The following is a 19247-nucleotide window of genomic DNA, read 5'->3' on the forward strand; positions in this document are numbered from 1 at the left end:
TCCTATGCATTTTTAGCTAAAACTTCATTATAGAATTCGTCGATTTCTCTCTTGTAGTCGTCGAATTTCTCCAGATGATCGTTTGGAACATCATATTTAATAGAAACAATTTTGTCAAAAATGTTGCTTTCTTTTAAGATGGACATTGGCATTCCCATAGTAACCAGGGCTTTTGCTTTTTTATTCAGGTAAAGAATAATTTCCATCATTTTGAACTGTTTGGTCATCGGAACGCAGGTATCATCTTTGTGGAAAGCATTCTGCTGTAAGAAACCGAGACGGATTACCCTTGCGATTTCCAATGTAAGCTTCTGGTCATCCGGGAGTACGTCACCACCAATCAGTTTAACGATTTCCATTAAACTGCTTTCCTGGTTTAAGATAGCCATAATCTGATTACGGTTATCTACAAAGTTTGGATCTACGTTGTCTTTGTACCATGGACCAAGGTCTGTCAGATATTCACTGTAGCTGGTCAGCCATTGAATAGCGGGGAAATGTCTTGCATAGGCAAGGGATTTATCAAGTCCCCAGAAACATCTTACGAAACGTTTGGTATTTTGTGTAACTGGTTCGGAGAAATCACCACCCTGAGGAGATACAGCTCCGATGATAGATACGCTTCCTTCTGTTCCATTTAAATTCTGCATAAGTCCGGCTCTTTCATAGAAAGCAGATAATCTGGATGCCAGATATGCCGGGAAACCTTCCTCAGCAGGCATTTCTTCCAGACGTCCGGATAATTCACGAAGAGCTTCTGCCCAACGAGAAGTTGAATCGGCCATGATTGCAACGTCATAACCCATATCACGATAATATTCAGCCAGTGTAATACCGGTGTAGATAGAAGCTTCACGGGCAGCAACAGGCATGTTGGATGTATTTGCAATCAGAGTCGTTCTGTCCATCAAAGGATTGCCGCTTCTGGGGTCAACCAGTTCCGAGAATTCTTCCAGAACCTGTGTCATCTCATTTCCACGTTCACCGCAGCCGATATAGATGATAATGTCGGCATTGGACCATTTTGCGATCTGATGCTGTGTCATGGTCTTACCGGTTCCGAATCCGCCGGGAACAGCAGCCGTACCACCTTTTGCAATCGGGAACATAGAATCAATAATACGTTGTCCGGTAATTAAAGGTTTGCTTGCAGCATAACGTTTTTCGGTTGGTCTTGGAACACGAATCGGCCATTTCTGTGCTAAGGATAATTTTCTTTCCGTACCATCCGGTAACTGAATGGTAACGATTGGATCAGTAATGGTATATTGTCCGTCTTTCACAACATCTAAAATAGTACCCTTCATATTTGGAGGAACCATTGATTTATGTGTGATAGCAGGAGTTTCCGGTACTTCAGCGATAATGGTACCGCCGCTTACGGTGTCGCCCGGTTTTACTGTGATATGTACGTCCCACAGTTTTGAAGTATCCAGAGAATCAACACTTACACCACGGTTAATATATTTACCCGAGTTTTTAGCGATCTCACTAAGAGGACGTTCAATACCATCAAAAATATTATTCAGAATACCAGGTCCCAGTGTTACGGAGATTGCATCGCCGGTGGCGATTACTTCTTCACCCGGTTTCATACCGGTTGTTTCTTCGTAAACCTGCACGGTAGTGGTATCGGTTGTTAAGCTGATGACCTCACCAACTAATTTTTCCTTACCAACATAAACCATCTCAGCCATTTTGAAGCCGGTGTTGCCTTTTAAATAGACAACAGGTCCGTTGATACCATATATAATGCCTGTTCTAGTCATGGGTCATACCTCCGTCAAATGTAAATTCTGCCTTTGCCTCTTCTAATTTTGTTGCAAAGGAATTATCAATTAATATATGCCGGTCGGCAAGAACTGCCCTTGTACCGCCCATAAACGAATATTCAGATAAGGAAACCTGCTCATTCGTTGAGGCGCCCAGACTTAATTGCTTGGAAGAGTCGGCAGGGTCAATATAAATGATAACGCTTCCGTCTCCAGCGAGTTCTTTTATTTCATGAATCTGATTGACTAATAATTTATCATAGGCAGGAGAAGACATATAATCCTCCAGCATTGCCTTGACTTCTACAAAAAGCTTTTCTTTTAATTCATTATGCTTTTTGGTTATTTCTCGTTTTATTTGAAGCTGTTCCTTTGAAAGAGCCATATTGTTTGCTCGTTTTAAGCTTTCTGTCTCAGTTTTTATCTGAAGGGCAGCCTGCCGTTTTTTAGCAGTCACATGCTCAGTTTTGATTTTTTCAAGAGCAGTTTTATGTTCTGATATAATCTGAGTTGCCTGTTCTCTGGCATTTTCTAAGGAAGATTCTTCGAAATGTTTTAACTTTTCTTCGGTTGTCAAAATCTTCACCCTCTTTACAATTTTATTCCAATGGCTTCATTTACGTAAGAAGTGATAAAGTCCGGCTTACGTCCCGTACCATGCCTATCCGGTATTTCAATGATAAGTGGAAGTCTTCGGTTTAGCTTTACATCGTCAATAATTTCCGGGAATTCCCGGCCGAATTTCTCTGTAAGCAGGATGATGCCAATTTCTTTATTGGCAACCGTGCGTTCCAGGGCTTCCCTTACTTCGGGTTTCTCATGAACAACGCATCCTTCCACTCCTGCTAGTCTCATACCGGTATAAGTATCTACATTATCACTGATTAAATACATCTTCATAGAATTATAATTTACCTAAGATCATGAAGGAGATGATCAGACCATAGAGGCAGACACCTTCTGCAAGACCTACGAAGATAAGTGATTTACCAAGAATACTCTGGTCTTCACTGATTGCACCAAGGGCAGCACTAGCAGCACTAGCAACGGCAATACCACCACCGATACAGGATAATCCGGTAACTAATGCAGCAGCAAGATAACCAAGACCTGCGGATAATCCGGGAATAGCTTCACCGGTAGCTTCTGCAGCCATTGCTGTAGATCCGTCGCCGCCAAATGCTATAATAGCACCGAGAACCATAGTTCCAAAGAAGAAGAAGCAATTGATACCTAAAGAAGTTTTATATCTTCCTTTATTTCTCTCGCCGATTAAAAATGCTCCGAAAGGTACGATGATGCTAAGAACCAATGCAATTACTAATACGATTGATGTTAATGTTGTCATTATATTATCCTCCTAAATAAAAAAATGTTTTTATATTCAAAAAAGTGCCTTTGGCAATTTTTGATTTAGATTTGTTTGGCGTCTTATCTTAGGCGGCCTTATCTTTTTTTGAAAATGGTTTGAATTCACGTCCGGTACCTTTGTAGAAACGGCTGAACATTTCATAATATTCAAGACGCAGTACCTGGATACCTACGATCAAACCTTCCATACCACATACGATCAGGTTACCGAGTATGATAACCAGCCAGTTCGGCGATCCGCCGTTTTCTGCACCGGCAAGCATAAGTACAACTTCCATCATAGCTCCGTGGCTGACTGCAAATGCGCCGATACGGACGAAGGAAAGTGTATTTGAGAAGTAGCTTAAAAGCACTTCAAACATTTCAAATATGGTCTGAACAATAAACATACCTTTTTCTTTTGGCAAAAAGTCAGTCTTTTTCTCAACCAGTTTGGAGAGAGGCTCTTTTAAAGCAATCAGAATTAGCGGAATGACAAACATAACGACTAATACGATACCTGCCGGTAAGGTGTTTCCTGTCATGAAAAGCACGATCACTGCAACGATTGCACCGTAGAATACCAGTCCTGCAAGACCGTTTGTATCAAACCAGGTGTTTTCAGCATCTTTTGCTTTAATACCATTAATAATATGAAAGATCATTGTTACAATAATCAGGAACATACCAAATGCAATTGCTACGATAAATACGGTATTTAAATTTCCGATAAATGGTATCGTTGACATATGGTTTACCGGACGGAGCCATATGGGCTCTAAAACATCTTCAAATCCGAATAAACTTCCAAACAGGAACCCGAATACCGTGGAAAAAAATCCGGCACAGCTGATGATCGCTGCCAGATCCAGTTTTTTAAATCGGTACAATAAAAATCCACCGATCAAAAGTAATAATCCCTGACCTACATCGCCGAACATGGCGCCAAAGATAAAGGCATAGGTAAGGCCTACGAATATTGTAGGGTCTATTTCGTTGTAAGCCGGCAGCCCATACATTCGGACGAACATTTCAAATGGCCGGAACAACTTAGGATTCTTTAATTTGGTGGGAGGAGAATTAACAATATTGTTATTGTCATCCTCTACAATACAGTATAGATTTTCATCCTCTGAGATATCCTGCTGGAAGGATCTTGCATCTTCTTCCGACATCCATCCGCATAAAATATAGAATATCTGTTTTGATTCCTTGGTGCAGGCTGCAAGCTTGCGGACATCAAAGTTTGTGGACAGTGCCTGTAACTTAGCCTGAGCCAGAAGCAGCAGTTCTTTGTGCTCTGTAAGGGCCCGGGTAATTTCTTCATTGCATTTCGCAATTTCTTTACTGTAATTATCAATATCTGCCTTAAGGTCATCATATGCCTCTTTTGGCGTTCCGGCATAATCATCAGGAAGATAAATACGTTCGAAATGCATGGAAGAGTAAACCGCATCTATTTTGGATGCCTGGGCGGCAGGTACAAAGTAGACACCCCATACGTAATCTTCATCCGTATGGCATTTGTAAAATACCGTATCAAAATCGTCGTAGACATATCTTTCTAATTTCGTATAGTAGTCATGGGCAATTTTACCAAATCGGTACTTAATAAATTTGAATTCCAATACGGCATGTATGTTATATTGAAATTCTAAGAATGGCTCGATTTTCTGAATGGAGGCTCTTAAGGACTCCCTTTTGGCATCCAGTTCATTTCGTTTCGTGCGGATATCGCCAATTTTGGTATCCAGTTCATTCACAACATCCAATGCTTTTTCAAGGGTGATATGTTTGGTAGTCGTAAAATGCGGATCTTTCACAAGCTCAGCATATTCATTTGCTTTTATGAGCCATTCACGATATGGATTGATTTCCATAAATGGCCTTAAATGTTCAACCGTTTTTAAATCAGATAAGGCGTTCTCCAAATGAATTTCGTATTTGGACAAGTATTCGTTTACCACGCGGTCGATATCAGCCTTAGGTCCCGTAATACTCAAAAATTTCATTTTGACAATCACAAGTTACACCTCCTCTGCTTTTAAAGAATATAGTCTAGTGTCTCGTTTGGATCAATACCGTAACGGACACACTCTAAAGCGGTTGTAAGTTTGTCAATTTCATGCTCTTTCTCATAGAGATAGGAGATGATGGTTGCTACTGAATATGGATCTTTTTCAGCGTTTCCCCTCTGAACTTTCATACGTATTTTGTTGTACATCGGTTCAATTGTTCTTACGCCATAGCCTTCATAATGCTTTCCATAATAAGTCTTCTTAAGGGCTGTATCGAATTCATCCATTGTGGGTGCTTCGACAAGATCATGGATATCTGCCTTTTTCAGTTTATACTGAACAGGGATCAGTAATGCATAGATCTGAGGACCTGACATATTATAATATTTCTTAGAACGGAAAATCCATTCTATATTAAGTAAGTCCATCTTGGTGCCATAGGCGGCGGTTACACTTTTCAATGCATCTTTTTTCAGAAGTTTGTCTTTTTCTTTCCAGAACTTCTTAAAATAGAACAAATCCAATGCCATGCCATAATCCCAAAGAGTTGGATTTGAAACATTGGACAGCCTGTTCAGACAATCATAGAACATGCTTCCTTTTAAATTTGAAACCAGCTCTTCCAATGTGGTACAATTTGATAATTTGGTGATGTCAATGTCAGAGTGCTTTTCGAAGAAATCTTTGAAAATCGTTAAATCCAGTTCCATGTCACGGCGGTCAAATACCATTCTCAGACAACTCTTCAATATAGCGACTTCATATCGCTTGAAGTACATATCCAGGAACTTACGCTGATACACGGTGGCAAACCGGTAGATTTTCTGGAAATCCACATATACGGCATTCTGCAGTATTTTTTCAATGTCGTTACGATGCAGAGACGCTTCATCCGCGTGCGCAAACAAATCGTGATAACCGGGATGCTTCTTTATAAAGCTAAGGGCATCGGTGACAGTTGCCATAGAAGCCAGTTCACGGTAATTTTCCTCTGTAAACAGACGACTTCTGATTGCACGTATTTTGGTGGTGGTCCCGCTGTAAGCTAACAGGTTTCCCATATGATTACCCCTCTACTAGTTTTTTTAATACCCCGGCAGCTAATTTTTTGTGGTTTACATTATAATCAGCTTCCAGATTCGTTACCAAACGCTGAGTCTCAGTTTTTAGCTTGGCAAGGTCTTTTTCCATTTCCTTTTGAAGATCTGCTTGCAGCTGCTTGAGCTTTTGTTCGGTATCTGCATCTACTTCGGCATCATATTTTTGTAATTCGTCATGTAGCTCATCGTCCAGTTCTTTTTTCTGAGCGTTTGCTTCATCGATAATCCTGACAGATGCTGCCTCGATTTCAGATAATCGGTTCACAACCATATCCATAATTCATGCCCTCCTATCTATTCAATATTCATTATATAATCATACACCATTTTCAAAAAAAATCTATAATAAATTTACCAAAATTAAAAAAAATATAATTTATTTTTTGTATATTATTAAGTTTTGTGTTACAATCATTCTTGGCTATACAGTAAAAGTGCTTCTTAGAAGGCTTGACAACTGTGAAATGTTTACAAAAGACAATTTTAAAAACATCAGAAAAAAATAATAAAGTAAGGAGAAGCATGAATTTCATGCAGAGAAATTATGAGATTGAGAAATATTCCAAGAGCAGATGAAATTATAGCAGAGAGCAGTTATGTAATCCAAGATGCTAAAACGGTGAGAGGCGCATGGAAACAAGCATTTGGCAACGATCACCCGATTCATATAGAAGTTGGAATGGGGAAAGGCAGATTTATAACCCAGATGGCATTCGATCATCCTGAAATAAATTATGTGGGAATCGAAAGGTATTCCAGTGTTCTTCTCCGGGCGTTGGAAAAAAGAGAAACTATGACTGAACTTCAGAATTTATTTTTCCTGTGTATTGATGCCAGAGAACTGCCTGAAATCTTTGCAGAAAATGAAGTGGAACGCATCTATTTGAATTTTTCTGACCCGTGGCCTAAGGACCGGCATGCTAAAAGGAGACTCCCCTCCAGAGAGTTTTTGAGCCGTTATGACAAGATTCTGGTGCCGGACGGGACCGTTGAATTTAAGACGGACAACAGAGGACTCTTTGATTTTGCCTTAGAAGAAGTAGAACCTGCGGGATGGATCCTCAAAGCATGTACTTTCGATCTTCATCACGATGGGGTTTTGTCAGAGGGGAATGTAATGACAGAATATGAAGAAAAATTCTCGGCCCTTGGCAATCCAATTCATAAAATGATTGTGTGCAGAGAGAAAAATGATCCTGCACAGGATTAAAGAGTAAGAATATACTATAGTAAATGCTTGTTATGGATGTGAAAGCATGATAAAGAATAAAAGCCTGAAACAAAAAGTGGGAATGTTCTTCAATGATAAAACAACAATGGACCGCCAGCTTCTGGCACTTAAGAAATCCGTTGATGAAGTGAACAAAAAATTAAAAGGTGAAGATAAGAAGAAAGGGTAATCTGCCGTTTGGCGGATTACCCTTTTTCTATTCAATATTAAAATTATGACTGTCCTTAAAATTCCTTTTTTCAAGCCTGTACTGTAGAAAACGGTTCAGAAGATATCTTAAAACGGCTATGACAGGAACGCCCAGGAACATACCCAGAACACCGGCAATACTTCCGCCTATGGTAATGGCGAATATAATCCACAGCGGCTTCAAACCGGTTGAATCTCCAAGAATCTTGGGTCCCAGGATTAAACCGTCAAACTGCTGCAGTACCAATATCAGTATTGCAAAGATCAGGGCTTTAATCGGACTGACCAATAACATGATTAAAACTCCTGGTACCGCACCGATAAATGGACCGAAATAAGGGATCATGTTTGTTACGCCTACGATGGCACTGATCAGAACGGCATATGGAAGTTGGCAAAGGCTCATGATTACAAAGCAGAGCAGCCCGATAATCAGGGAGTCAATCGCTTTTCCGATAATAAAACTGCTGAACAGCTGGTTGCAGGTTTTTAACGTATCAATAGTAGAACTGATATGCTTTACCGGAACAAATGCATAAATAATTCCTTTTATGGAGTTCAGCAGCGGTTTCTTGTCAGAAAGCATATAAATCGATACAATAATGGCAATTACTACATTTAAAATCCATTGTAAAATTGAAACGGATACGGTATATAGTGCCGGAACAAGGTTTGTGGCAAAATCTTTTAAATAGGTTATAAAGTTCGGTATGGCATCATTAATTGCTTTTCGGATTACTTCCACGTCCAGATTTGGGAAATGTTCCTCCAGGTTATCAAAGAAGTGGTAGACGTTATCCACCGTTGTAGGAACGTAATTTACCAATTCTGTAATACTTTCTACGATCTGCGGTACTACAAAGAGCAGCGTGACAATAATCAGTCCCAGAAGCAGAATGTATGTAGTAGCAATGGATAACCCCAGGCATACGGACTTTTTGTTGATTCTGCAAATTCTGTGATAAAACTCATATACCTTTTTCACTGCCGGATTCAATATGAATGCGATTAATGCACCAATGAAAAATGGCATCAGAATGTTTGTGACATCCTTTAAAAATTTTAATGTACCATCCAGCGAAACAAAAATCTTGACGATAATGGCACCAAAGAAAATAACGGCTATAGCATAAACACATATGGTAAAATAGCGGTTGCTGGCATGAAACTTTCTGTTTGGATATTCCGGATCATAAGGTTCATGTGGAAGGTTATAATTATTTTCATTTTTACTTGAGGTACTATTTTTCATTTCTGATTCATCCTGATTATCACTGTCATTTTTCTGTGATCCATCAGCTATAAAATTATCCAAACCAGAATCTTCCTGATCGGATGAAGCAGCGATATCATCGGTTTTCTTTCTGTGCTTCCTTCTTAATAGTGTATGCTTGTTGTATTCTTGTGAAGCTTCATGCTTTGTTGACTTTTCATTGTCCATATATACCTGTGCACCTCAAATTCCCTTAATAATTTCTATAAAAAAATGTCGCTTTACGCGTATTTTTCCCTAGTCTATATCCATTATAAATGGTTTGTGAAAATCAATCAAGGGAATACAAAAAAATATTTCTTATATTTTTATAAAAAAATACTTGCAATTCTCGAAATTATATAATATAATATCCCTTGCGTTGAGGAATTACCTTAACACAAACAAAATAAAGACAAGCGCTTTTAGCTCAGCTGGTAGAGCACCTGACTCTTAATCAGGGTGTCCAGGGTTCGAGCCCCTGAAGGCGCATGAAACACTAGCTTTTTGGACGTATGGGCCTTGGGGCTGGTGTTTTTTGTTGGTTTAATGTCGAATATAGTAGAATCTAGGACTCTAAGAAATATAAAAAATGTATCCCGTTTTTTTCGCAGCCAGGTGAAGCCGGCTGGAAAAAGTGGGATACATTTTGTTTTAATAGGTAGTTTTGAAAAATACAGAGTCTAATTTATAGATATCAGCATTTAGGATCATATACTGGTAAGCAAGATGTAGATAATTACGGGTTACATTATAGTCGTAATGTCCAAGGAGCAACCGCAGCATTTCCAAATTACCACCACCTATTATATAAGAAGTTGCAAAGGTATGCCGGAGCAGATGCGGATGCAGGCGCTCACTCTAAAATAAGGGTCTGTAAATGTAATTTTGAAACTTATTACATTTACAGACCCTTATTTGACAGGTATAAAACCATTAAAGAGTAAGCATTTCCCTCAGTCCATCAATAACAGGTTTATTAGCTGGCAGCCATTCCACTGTATCCAGATGATCTTTGTCCAGCCATTTTGCACCATTATGCTCCAGCAGTGTAATGGTGCCTTTTTTTATACTGCAAACGTAGCAGTGCATGGTCAGGTGGAAATCAGGATAGTCGTATTCCGTTGACATAAACAGCTTTTCAGGGATTATTTCGACGGCTAGTTCTTCCTGAAGTTCCCGGATGAGAGCTTCCTCGTTGGTTTCTCCGGATTCAATTTTCCCGCCGGGAAATTCCCAAAGATTTATAAACTGCCCGTACCCCCTGCGGGTAGTAAGGATTTTGTGATCTTTCATTATAATTGCAGTTACGATTTCAACCTGTTTCATAAGTACCTCCAAAAAATTATTATTCTATGCAATACTCTCTGCCTCGCCATCTTCTGCTACTGTGTTACTTGGAATTCCCTTTTTTTCATCCAGTTTTGCGAAAAATCCTGCGAGTATCGTACCGGAAATGGAGTGCCATACGCAGGATACAGCGCTGATTAAAGCAGCCTGAGGAAGTGCTGCGAAATGAAGGGTTGCCAGGTTCGTGGCAAGACCGGCATTTTGCATACCTACTTCTATGGAAATAGTCCGCTTTTTAGCCACCGGCATTTTGAACAGGCGTCCAACGCTGTATCCAAGAAGATAACCAATACTGTTATGCAGCAATACGGCTATAAAGATGACAATTCCTGACTGGAAGAAGTTAGATCCCTGAAGAGATACAACACCGCCCACGACAAAGGCAAGTCCGGTGACGGATACACCGGGCATCAGCTCCTGAGCGTCTATAAATGCTTTTTTCTTCCCGAAGAAATAGTTCAGGGCAAATCCCAGTGCAACTGGTATTAATACGGACTGGCAGATGGACTGAAACATACCAATAGCATCCACATTAATTTCCTGTCCGGCTAACAGAAGAACCAGGATTGGAGTTAAAATAGGTGAAAGTAAGGTGGAGGCGGTGGTCATGCCAACGGAATAAGGAACGTCACCGTGGCAGAGAAATGACATAATATTAGAAGAAACACCTCCGGGGCAGCATCCGACCAGAATAAGGCCGATCGCAATTCCATCCGGAAGACGTAACAGTTTTCCAACGCCAAAAGCCAACAGGGGCATGACAGTGTATTGGGCAAGTGCGCCAATAAATATATCCTGTGGGCGTTTTGCCAGAATTTTAAAATCATTTGCAGTCAGGGTAAGACCCATACCAAACATTATGATTCCGATAATAATCGTCTGGTTAGTGCCCCGGACCCAGGTAAAGAGCTGCGGTACAAAAAATGTGACTACTGCAACTGCGATTACAAATAATGATGTGTTTTTTGATAGAAATTTGCTTGTTTTTTTTAATACGTTCATAAATGTTTCCTCCCTGTTATTGGTTATGTGATAAGAAAGAGTTTCAGGACAATAAAAAAACTTCCTCCCGTATAAAAAAGGGACGAAGTCAATTCCGCGATACCACCCATATTCCATCTGTAAGATACAGACAGCTCTCATAACGTACATATTATACGTTCTCCGATAACGGGGACTAACCGGTACAGCTTACTTGCACAGGCTTTGGGCTGTAATTCTCCAAGATGATTTTCATTTGAATTCTGAACATCAGCTCACACCGGACGCTGACTCTCTGGGAACAGAAAACAATCTACTTTTTCTTTTCATAGAATCTAAACATTTTCTTATCTAAAAAAAGAATAGCGCCATACCATGTAAAAGTCAAGTACTTTTTTACGTTATTAGTTTAAAGTAATGAAATAAGGAAAATGAAACTTTGGAAGACTTTTTCATCAAGTGATGATGGCGAAAAAAGTCGCTTTATGGTATAGTGAAAGAAAACAGATGAAAAGGAGACTGCCATGCAGAAAGTATTGATGATGATTTTAAAAGACTGCCCGCATTGCCATAAGGCACTGGCACTTATGGAGGAACTGAAAATGGAACATCCGGAGTATGGTAAGGCAGAGGTACGAATCGCAGATGAATCGGTAGAAACAGAGCTTGCAGATTCTCTTGATTACTGGTATGTACCCACTTTTTATGTGGGGGATAAAAAGGTTCATGAAGGTGTACCAACCAAAGAAAAGGTCGAAAATGTATATAGAGAAGCGTTGATGGGATTATGATGAAAAAATTACAGGTAAAGAAAATATTAGATAAACTGGATGAGCTGTATGGAGTGGATAAAGATGGTTTTCTCCACAGGGAGCCCTGGCAGCTGCTTTTGGCGATTATGATGAGCGCTCAGAGTACGGATGCCCAGGTAGATCTGGTACTTCCTGCACTTTATGACAAATATCAGAAGGTAGAAGAGATGGCGGATGCTGACATTGAGGAACTGGAAGGCATGATTAAAACCATCGGACTCTACCACAGTAAGGCAAAAAATATGAAAAAATGCTGTCAGCAGCTGGTAGCTGAGTACAATGGTCAGGTTCCGGACAACCGAGAGGATTTAATGAAACTGGCGGGAGTCGGAAGAAAGACAGCCAATCTTTTTATGTCAGACGCATATGGAGTTCCCGAGATTACGGTAGATACCCATGTTAACCGGATATCTAACAAACTGGGATGGGCGCACCATTCTGATCCTTTGAAAGTGGAATTGGAATTACAGGAGGTGCTTCCTGAGGATCATTGGATACGCATAAACATTCAGCTCATCCGGCATGGGCGAGCGGTTTGTAAAGCCAGAAAACCTATGTGTGGGGATTGCGCTTTGTCAAATTGGTGTGAATTCCAACTGGCGGCGGTAAAAGAAGTATAACAGATCAGGGATAACAGATAGGAATTAACAGATAGGAATTAACAGATAGGAAATAACAGATAAGGACAAGAGATAAGATACAAAAGATAAGAGACAAAAGATAAGAGACAAAAGATAAGAGACAAGAGATGAGAGACAATAGATAAGAGGTGCGAACATGAAAATAATATCTTTTCAGGATATCATTGACTGTAACCAAATGCTGAGAGAAAAGGAACTGGCATTTCAACTACATATAAGGGATGCCTGCGGCAAGCAGTCGTTCTGGATAGAACCCGTTGGAAATGATGGTAGTGAAATACAGTACGAGGATTTGTATCATGTACTGGATGCTTTTTTTGAACAAAGAGGATGCAAGATTTCATTTAGTGAAGATAAGCTTAATTTTTGGGTGGATTGAAAGAATGTTTTTGCATTTTTATGTCATCTTTGGTATTATGGATGAGGTAAATTGTTAGTTGTTATGAGATAGGAGTATAAAAAATGATTAAAATGGCTTTGATAGATGATGAACAATCTGTTCTTGAATGGCTTGAGAAGTCATTTCCCTGGGAGCAGTGTGGCGTCAATATTGTAGGCACAGCAGAAAATGGAAAACAAGGCCTGGATATCATCCAAAAAGAAATACCGGATATCGTGATTACCAGCATAGACATGCCCATTATGGACGGCCTGGAAATGATGGAAAAAGCGGTTGGTATGGGAATAGACACCAAGTTTATTGTTTTAAGCGGATATAATGAATTTGAAAATGCTCAGGAGGCAATACGTTATGGAGTGAAGGAATACCTGCCAAAGCCTGTAACAGAGGAGCAGATATTGGAAGCGGTAAAAAGGGTATCCTGCCGTATTGAAGAGAGTAAACGGCGTATAGAATGGGTAAAGGAAATGCGCCAGGAGCCTCATCAGGATCAGGATATGTTGATTATCAGGCTTTTCCAGCAGCTGATTATGCAGATCCCTGTCCAGGATGAAGTAATTCAGGATTACCGCAGACTAACGGGGCACGGAGAGCGAACGAAATACCAGGTAATATTAATACGGGCAGAGGATCAGGAAGTTGTTTCAGATTCCATCGTAAGTATGATTGAGGAGTGTTTTCGGAAATATCATTTCGAAGCAGCTACGGTGAATTATCTGCCGGGTGAAATCATGCTGGTGATCAGCTACCTTGCAGATAATCTGTTGTATATTATATTGAACGAAAATATGAAAAAGGTAACAAAGATGGTTTCGGACCGGATGGAGGAGGAATTTCATTTATCTTGTACCATCGGTATCAGTGAAATACAAAAAGGTCTCGAAAGCGTATATGGTTGTGCAAATCAGGCAAAGAATGCTTTGGTTTTTACAACCTTAGAAGAAAATCACAATATTGTATCCATCAGCAACCTGATGTTTGAGGATGAGGAATACCATTCACCGATAAAAAGGGAGCGACAGCTTCTGAATGCTTTGAAAGCCGGGGATGCAGACGAAGCGGAGAAAGTACTGGATATGATTTATGAGGAGTTTTCGGAACAGAAGAAAAATTCGCTGTCCATAAATAAAAAGATTTGTACCGAATTGATTGTTGTTTGTATTAAGAGCCTGTATCCTATGGGAATGTGTCTTAATGAGCTTTTCCAGACAGAAGATGATCCGATCTATCTGATACATGATCAGAAAAGCATTACAGATGTGAAAAAAATCGTGTACCGGGCGGTTCGCCAGATGGCAGAGTGTATCGGAGAGAAAAAATGTGAAGTTCCTGAAAAGTAATATCGGTAAATTGATACCGGTAAAATAACAGCACCATAGAAGAAGCACTGTATCTTTCAAGAAAATAATGAAGATACGGTGTTTTTATTTATGCCTTTATTTTTACTGGGGCTTTTTACACTGTTCTAACCATCAGAATCTATATCGTGAAGTCTTCGGTCAGGAAACGATTTCGAAGCAGGAGATGGAAGAGTGGAACGGGACTGATCGGGATTTAATAACCCGCAAAGATTTTATTATATTTTCAAACAGGTTACAGGGAAGACCCCTGGTGAGTTCCGCTGAGTTTTGTAAAAATTCACTATAGACAGAAAGGTAAATACGCGTTATTATATCCATAACAATAAAAACCTACAACTGTAATATTTCGATGTGTATGAGAGACTGGTGTTGATATACCGCAAACCGGGACATGCAGAAGGCCGGAATGAATTTTCTAACACGCACATGGACTGGACATGCAGTTGTCACAGGAGGATCATTATGAAAAAAGTGCAGAGATATCTTATGAAATTTCTGTTTGTGTCAGCGATGGCACTTATGCTGCCTTTCACTGCAGAGGCAGCGTTCTCCAATATCAAAGGAATCGATGTATCGTGGTATAATGGGACAATTAACTGGGGAAGTGTGAAGCAGCAGGGATATTCGTTTGCCATGCTGAAGACCGGGGACGGCGCCCAGACAGGAACTTATGAAGAGGATCTGGATGAGCAGTTTGAAGCCAACTACTATGGAGCGGGAAATGCAGGAATTAAGCGCGGTGTTTATCATTTTTGCTGTACCACTACTGTAGCGGGAGCGAAAAGAGAAGCAGAGTACTGTCTGAAGATTTTAAAAGGAAGGAAGCTGGAGTATCCGGTAGTCTATGATATTGAACAAAGCGGCACGTTCAAAAAGGGGAAAAAGAATACCACTGCGATCGCAAAGGCATTTTGTGATAAAATTAAAAAGGCAGGTTACACACCTATGATCTATTCCTCCGACTATCGTTTAACAAATGATTTTGACTGGTCCAAACTTTCGGGAATCAGAATATGGGTAGGAAGCTATGGGATTAAAAAGCCATCTTTTTCCGGGTCCTATGATATGTGGCAGTATACAGACAAAGGAAAGGTACCGGGAGCTAATACAGATAAAGGTTACTGTGATCTGAACTATTCTTTCATGGAAGCGGAGCGGATCAGCCTGAACACTTCTAAGATAACTCTGGGTGCAAAAGAAACCTATTCGCTGAAGACTTCTGTAAAACCCAGCAGATGTACGGATTCCAAAAGGTATACCACATCCAATAAAAGAGTGGCAACGGTGAACTCTTCCGGTAAAATTACGGCAAAGAAGCCCGGTAGAGCAACGATTACGGTAACTACCGGCAGCGGTAAGACAGACACATGTGTTGTTGAAGTAAAAAAAGCACCGGCAAAGGTAAAATTAAGAAGAAAGTCCGTAAAACTGAGAAAAGGGAAAACTTATCAGATTAAACCGATCATATCGTCTAATTCCCAAAGTAATCGGATTACATATATATCTTCTCGCAAAGCGGTGGCAACGGTAGACAGCAGAGGAAAGGTAAAATCAAGAAAAAAAGGTGTTACTTATATAACCGTACGGACTTACAATAAGAAAAGTGTCCAACTTACAGTAAAGGTAATATAATGTCACATTATGAATAAAATATGAATAAAATGTTTTCAGAGTTTTCATAGAACGTTCAATAGTTCATCATTGAAAGTACACATTTAGAAGTTATGATATAAGCATAACAAACAAAGAATTGTTATATAAACTTTTTCATAACTCCTTCCTTTTTAGCCCTGCAGTCGTGAAGCAGGGCTTTTTAATGTCCAAAATTTCTACAGCAGGTCCGGGATCATGGAAGCAAGCTTTTTAGCCAGAAGTATATGGCTGTTCTGATCCAGATGCATATGGTCCTTCGGATGCATACGGATTCCCGGTATGGTTGCTGCATCCAGAAAATATACGTCAAGCCGTTTGGCAATATCCTCATAGTAGGAAGCCAGGGCTCTGGACTTTTCTACACAGCCTTTTCCCATTTCGTCAGCAATAAACGTAGTTTCATAACCAGGTTCAATATAGGCGGGTGCAATGATTAATATATTAGGCTTATTCTTCCAGGCATCGGTAACGGAGAGGGCTTTTTTCGTAAGGCGCTCCATGCCTTTTGCGATATTTTCTGCGTTTGAGCTGAAACGTTCCTTGGTATCATTTGTTCCCAGCATCAGAATCAGAAGATCCACAGGCTCGTGGGTCATGAGACTTTGAAAAATTGATGTTAAACCGTTCAATCCCTCAAACAGAGGATCTTCGAAGACCGTTGTTCTTCCGCTCAGTCCTTCTTCACAAATCAGATAATCATCGCCAAGATATCTGCCCAAAAGGCAGGTCCATCGCTCATCTTCGGAAAAGCGTCCGTTTGTCTCGGTACAATAACCATGTGTGTTGGAATCTCCGAAGCATACAATATGTTTTTTCACTATATAACCTCCTCTTTAAATTTGTAAGCAAGGAAAACAGCTTACAGAATTATTCTTTTTTTGAACAGACAGAAGGATAATTCTTAACATCCTTTCCGAAGATTCTTCTTCATAAATGCTGGCTCATCCATTCTCTGTCTATTGGTTAATGAGTTACTTTTATTTCGCTAATAAATGGCTTATGGCTCTTTCCGTACACTACCCACCATTTACAAAGCGTCCCTTTCTTAGCTAAACCCAAATATAAGATGAAATTGTTCGCTCTAGTGTAGCATGGGGTGTTCCCTGTTACAAGAGAATAATCGGGACAAAAGAGCCATAATGCAGAGAAGTTTTACTTCAATGTATATGGCTCTTTTTAATGCGTCACTGCAAATGACCGGGGAGTCTGCTGCTGAAACCCTGTAATGAGAATATTACCAGCCCTTTGTTTCTTCTACGGCTGCGCGGATATCTTCATACAGCTTTCTGATTTCAGGATCCTTTTCGTCTACCGGAAGGAATGGCAGGCGTGGGTCACCTATGTTCACACCATCCATACGGATAATTGTTTTACAAGCTCCATACATGGAGGGGAAGGAGCACAGGCGGTAAATGAACATGGTTACTATGACCTGCAGCTTCTGGGCAGCAGCAATATCGCCGCGGCGGATGAGTTCATCTAATTTTAAATATAATTCCGGCATAGCGCCATAGGTTCCACCGATAGCAGCATCGGCACCCATCAGTCTTCCGGCTAAAAACTGCTCATCCGGTCCGTTAAACACAATAAAGTCCTCACCGCCAGCCTGTTTGAACCTTAAAATGTCGTGGCAGGGGTCAGAGGAACATTTTACACCGGCAACCCGTTCGTTTTCAAGCATACGGTGGAATAAACCCATAGAGAGGTTAAATCCGGTGAGCTGAGGAATGTTATAAATAAAGAAAGGAAGGTCAGCAGCTTCTGTAATTGCGGTCCAATGGCGGTAGACACTTTCTTCACTCACATGGTAATAGACACTTGGTACGGCTGAAGTTCCGGCAGCTCCTGCCTGTTCAGCATGTTGTGCAAGCTCTGCGGAATGCCGGGTATCTGCACAGCCAACATGAACAATAATGGTCATCTCATCTCCGGCTTCCTGGGTTACGGCTTCCACGACTTTTTTTCTTTCGCCGCTGTCTAACAGAAAGCCCTCACCGGTGCTGCCGCATACGTACAGGCTCTTTACACCCTTATTAATATAGTAGCGGGTCAGTTTTTTAGCAGCATCCAGATCAATATCTCCGGAAGCTGTAAAAGGAGTGTTTAAAGCTACAGTTACATTTTTGAAACGTGATACATCGTATTTTGACATGATTTTCCCTTTCTTTGTCGAATATTGTTGAATTATGATAGCAGTTACTTCTTTTATATGGAGATTATATCATTGTTGAACAAAAAAAACAATGAAAAAAGAAAAAATTTTTTTTCTAAAAAAGATATTGAAAAATTTACCCGCATGTGATATAGTCTATTTATCAGACAGAACAACAAAGTTTAGAATTAAGATCTGCTCATTTGAGAGCAGAGGGAAAGGAGGATATGGATGACCAAAAAGGAGATAATGGATCAGATCCATGGAAGGCTAATCGTATCCTGTCAGGCATTAAAGGAAGAACCTCTGTATAGTTCATATATCATGTCTCGCATGGCATATGCGGCTATGCTGGGAGGTGCATCCGGAATCCGGGCAAACACAGTGGAAGACATTACAGAGATTAAGAAGCTGGTGGATCTTCCCGTTATAGGAATTATCAAAAAAGATTATGAAGGGTGTGAAATCTACATAACACCAACCATGCAAGAAGTAGATGCGCTGGTAGCATGCGGGGTGGAGATCATTGCTGCAGATGCCACCGTAAGGCTGCGCCCGGAGGGGGTGACGCTGGATGAATTCTTCAAAGAGGTTCGGTTAAAGTATCCGGAACAGTTATTTATGGCGGATTGCTCCAGCATCGAAGAAGGAATGCATGCGGCAGAAATCGGATTCGATTTCATAGGGACAACAATGAGCGGTTATACACCATATACGGAAGGAACTCAGCTTCCAAATTATGAAATGATGGAAATACTCGCAAGAGAGAGCGGAAAGCCTGTTATCGCAGAGGGAGGAATCTGGTGCCCGGAAGAATTAAAAAGGGCGTTAGAGACCGGAGCATTCGCAGCAGTTGTTGGAACAGCAATCACAAGGCCGATGGATATTACGAAGCGGTATGTGGAAGCAATTAACCAGAAATAATTAACAAGGCCGTTAATTATCATAAACTAAAACCAATCTATTTAAGGAGGAAAAGAAAGAT

At 40.3% G+C, this 19247-nt stretch carries 21 protein-coding genes, 1 tRNA gene, 1 pseudogene and 1 other annotated feature; of the genes and pseudogenes, 10 read left to right on the forward strand and 13 right to left on the reverse strand.

Annotated elements, in window-relative coordinates; translation table 11 throughout:
* Positions 1-2: 2 nt before the first annotated feature.
* From CD03_RS0122915 to CD03_RS0122945, 7 genes are all read right to left on the reverse strand, one after another.
* Positions 3-1769 carry a V-type ATP synthase subunit A gene (locus tag CD03_RS0122915; RefSeq protein WP_027295625.1) on the reverse strand — a complete coding sequence of 589 codons (1767 nt, stop codon included), beginning with the start codon at positions 1767-1769 and terminating at the stop codon, positions 3-5.
* Positions 1762-2358: a V-type ATP synthase subunit E gene (locus tag CD03_RS0122920; protein WP_052377932.1), complete on the reverse strand. Its 597-nt coding sequence runs from the start codon at positions 2356-2358 to the stop codon at positions 1762-1764. Before CD03_RS0122920 ends, CD03_RS0122915 begins: the two co-directional genes overlap by 8 nt.
* A 5-nt stretch (positions 2359-2363) precedes the next feature.
* Entirely contained in the window at positions 2364-2672 is a 309-nt protein-coding gene (locus tag CD03_RS0122925) for a V-type ATP synthase subunit F (protein ID WP_027295627.1), read from the reverse strand.
* Between the two features lie 4 nt (positions 2673-2676).
* Positions 2677-3120 carry an ATP synthase subunit C gene (locus CD03_RS0122930; RefSeq protein WP_027295628.1) on the reverse strand — a complete coding sequence of 148 codons (444 nt, stop codon included), beginning with the start codon at positions 3118-3120 and terminating at the stop codon, positions 2677-2679.
* Between the two features lie 88 nt (positions 3121-3208).
* Positions 3209-5146 (reverse strand): V-type ATP synthase subunit I, encoded by a 1938-nt coding sequence (locus CD03_RS0122935; RefSeq protein ID WP_027295629.1) that lies wholly within the window; start codon positions 5144-5146, stop codon positions 3209-3211.
* Between the two features lie 20 nt (positions 5147-5166).
* Positions 5167-6201, reverse strand: a complete 1035-nt coding sequence (locus CD03_RS0122940; protein ID WP_027295630.1) for a V0D/AC39 family V-type ATPase subunit — start codon at positions 6199-6201, stop codon at positions 5167-5169.
* Positions 6202-6205: 4 nt separating this feature from the next.
* Positions 6206-6517, reverse strand: a complete 312-nt coding sequence (locus CD03_RS0122945) for a hypothetical protein (RefSeq protein WP_027295631.1) — start codon at positions 6515-6517, stop codon at positions 6206-6208.
* 267 nt (positions 6518-6784) lie between these two features.
* On the opposite strand from CD03_RS0122945, the gene trmB reads away from it, so the two are divergent.
* Together trmB and CD03_RS38030 are read left to right on the forward strand one after the other, a co-directional pair.
* A complete protein-coding gene (gene trmB, locus CD03_RS0122950; RefSeq protein ID WP_027295632.1) occupies positions 6785-7450 on the forward strand; it encodes a tRNA (guanosine(46)-N7)-methyltransferase TrmB in 666 nt (221 codons plus the stop codon).
* 46 nt (positions 7451-7496) lie between these two features.
* On the forward strand, positions 7497-7640 hold the full coding sequence (locus CD03_RS38030; RefSeq protein ID WP_156043000.1) for a hypothetical protein: 144 nt from the start codon (positions 7497-7499) through the stop codon (positions 7638-7640).
* Positions 7641-7667: 27 nt separating this feature from the next.
* On the opposite strand, the gene CD03_RS34500 is transcribed toward CD03_RS38030, so the two are convergent.
* On the reverse strand, positions 7668-9101 hold the full coding sequence (locus CD03_RS34500) for an AI-2E family transporter (RefSeq protein WP_052377933.1): 1434 nt from the start codon (positions 9099-9101) through the stop codon (positions 7668-7670).
* Positions 9102-9331: 230 nt separating this feature from the next.
* Between CD03_RS34500 and CD03_RS0122965 the strand changes: the two genes are divergently transcribed.
* Positions 9332-9404, forward strand: a tRNA-Lys gene (locus CD03_RS0122965).
* 162 nt (positions 9405-9566) lie between these two features.
* Here CD03_RS0122965 and CD03_RS40120 read toward each other — a convergent pair.
* The 3 genes from CD03_RS40120 to CD03_RS0122975 form a co-directional block, all read right to left on the reverse strand.
* Entirely contained in the window at positions 9567-9764 is a 198-nt protein-coding gene (locus CD03_RS40120; RefSeq protein ID WP_081820350.1) for a tyrosine-type recombinase/integrase, read from the reverse strand.
* 84 nt (positions 9765-9848) lie between these two features.
* On the reverse strand, positions 9849-10241 hold the full coding sequence (mutT, locus tag CD03_RS0122970) for an 8-oxo-dGTP diphosphatase MutT (protein ID WP_027295633.1): 393 nt from the start codon (positions 10239-10241) through the stop codon (positions 9849-9851).
* A 24-nt stretch (positions 10242-10265) separates the two neighbouring features.
* A complete protein-coding gene (locus CD03_RS0122975; RefSeq protein ID WP_027295634.1) occupies positions 10266-11264 on the reverse strand; it encodes a bile acid:sodium symporter family protein in 999 nt (332 codons plus the stop codon).
* 75 nt (positions 11265-11339) lie between these two features.
* Positions 11340-11582: a binding site (T-box leader), on the reverse strand.
* Between the two features lie 185 nt (positions 11583-11767).
* Here CD03_RS0122975 and CD03_RS0122980 point away from each other — a divergent pair.
* From CD03_RS0122980 to CD03_RS36395, 6 genes and pseudogenes are all read left to right on the forward strand, one after another.
* The gene (locus CD03_RS0122980; RefSeq protein ID WP_027295635.1) at positions 11768-12034 is read left to right on the forward strand and encodes a thioredoxin family protein; all 267 of its coding nucleotides are present in this window, start codon (positions 11768-11770) and stop codon (positions 12032-12034) included.
* On the forward strand, positions 12031-12675 hold the full coding sequence (gene nth, locus CD03_RS0122985) for an endonuclease III (RefSeq protein WP_330377345.1): 645 nt from the start codon (positions 12031-12033) through the stop codon (positions 12673-12675). Before CD03_RS0122980 ends, nth begins: the two co-directional genes overlap by 4 nt.
* Before the next feature lie 157 nt (positions 12676-12832).
* Positions 12833-13075, forward strand: a complete 243-nt coding sequence (locus CD03_RS0122990) for an RDAC family protein (RefSeq protein ID WP_027295637.1) — start codon at positions 12833-12835, stop codon at positions 13073-13075.
* A gap of 83 nt (positions 13076-13158) precedes the next feature.
* Positions 13159-14436, forward strand: a complete 1278-nt coding sequence (locus CD03_RS0122995; protein ID WP_027295638.1) for a response regulator — start codon at positions 13159-13161, stop codon at positions 14434-14436.
* Between the two features lie 216 nt (positions 14437-14652).
* A pseudogene (locus CD03_RS40125) lies at positions 14653-14721 on the forward strand (hypothetical protein); the annotation flags it as partial.
* Between the two features lie 198 nt (positions 14722-14919).
* A complete protein-coding gene (locus tag CD03_RS36395; protein WP_052377934.1) occupies positions 14920-16089 on the forward strand; it encodes a GH25 family lysozyme in 1170 nt (389 codons plus the stop codon).
* Positions 16090-16286: 197 nt separating this feature from the next.
* Here the strand turns inward: CD03_RS36395 and CD03_RS0123010 are convergent, their stop codons facing one another.
* Together CD03_RS0123010 and CD03_RS0123015 are read right to left on the reverse strand one after the other, a co-directional pair.
* Complete coding sequence (locus tag CD03_RS0123010; protein ID WP_027295639.1) at positions 16287-16928, reverse strand: GDSL-type esterase/lipase family protein; 642 nt, start codon at positions 16926-16928, stop codon at positions 16287-16289.
* A gap of 416 nt (positions 16929-17344) precedes the next feature.
* Complete coding sequence (locus tag CD03_RS0123015; RefSeq protein ID WP_027295640.1) at positions 17345-18262, reverse strand: dihydrodipicolinate synthase family protein; 918 nt, start codon at positions 18260-18262, stop codon at positions 17345-17347.
* 231 nt (positions 18263-18493) lie between these two features.
* Between CD03_RS0123015 and CD03_RS0123025 the strand changes: the two genes are divergently transcribed.
* A complete protein-coding gene (locus tag CD03_RS0123025) occupies positions 18494-19186 on the forward strand; it encodes an N-acetylmannosamine-6-phosphate 2-epimerase (RefSeq protein ID WP_027295641.1) in 693 nt (230 codons plus the stop codon).
* The last annotated feature ends 61 nt before the right edge of the window (positions 19187-19247 follow it).

Origin of the sequence: Robinsoniella sp. KNHs210, assembly GCF_000686105.1 — a bacterium.
Taxonomy (GTDB): domain Bacteria; phylum Bacillota; class Clostridia; order Lachnospirales; family Lachnospiraceae; genus Robinsoniella; species Robinsoniella peoriensis.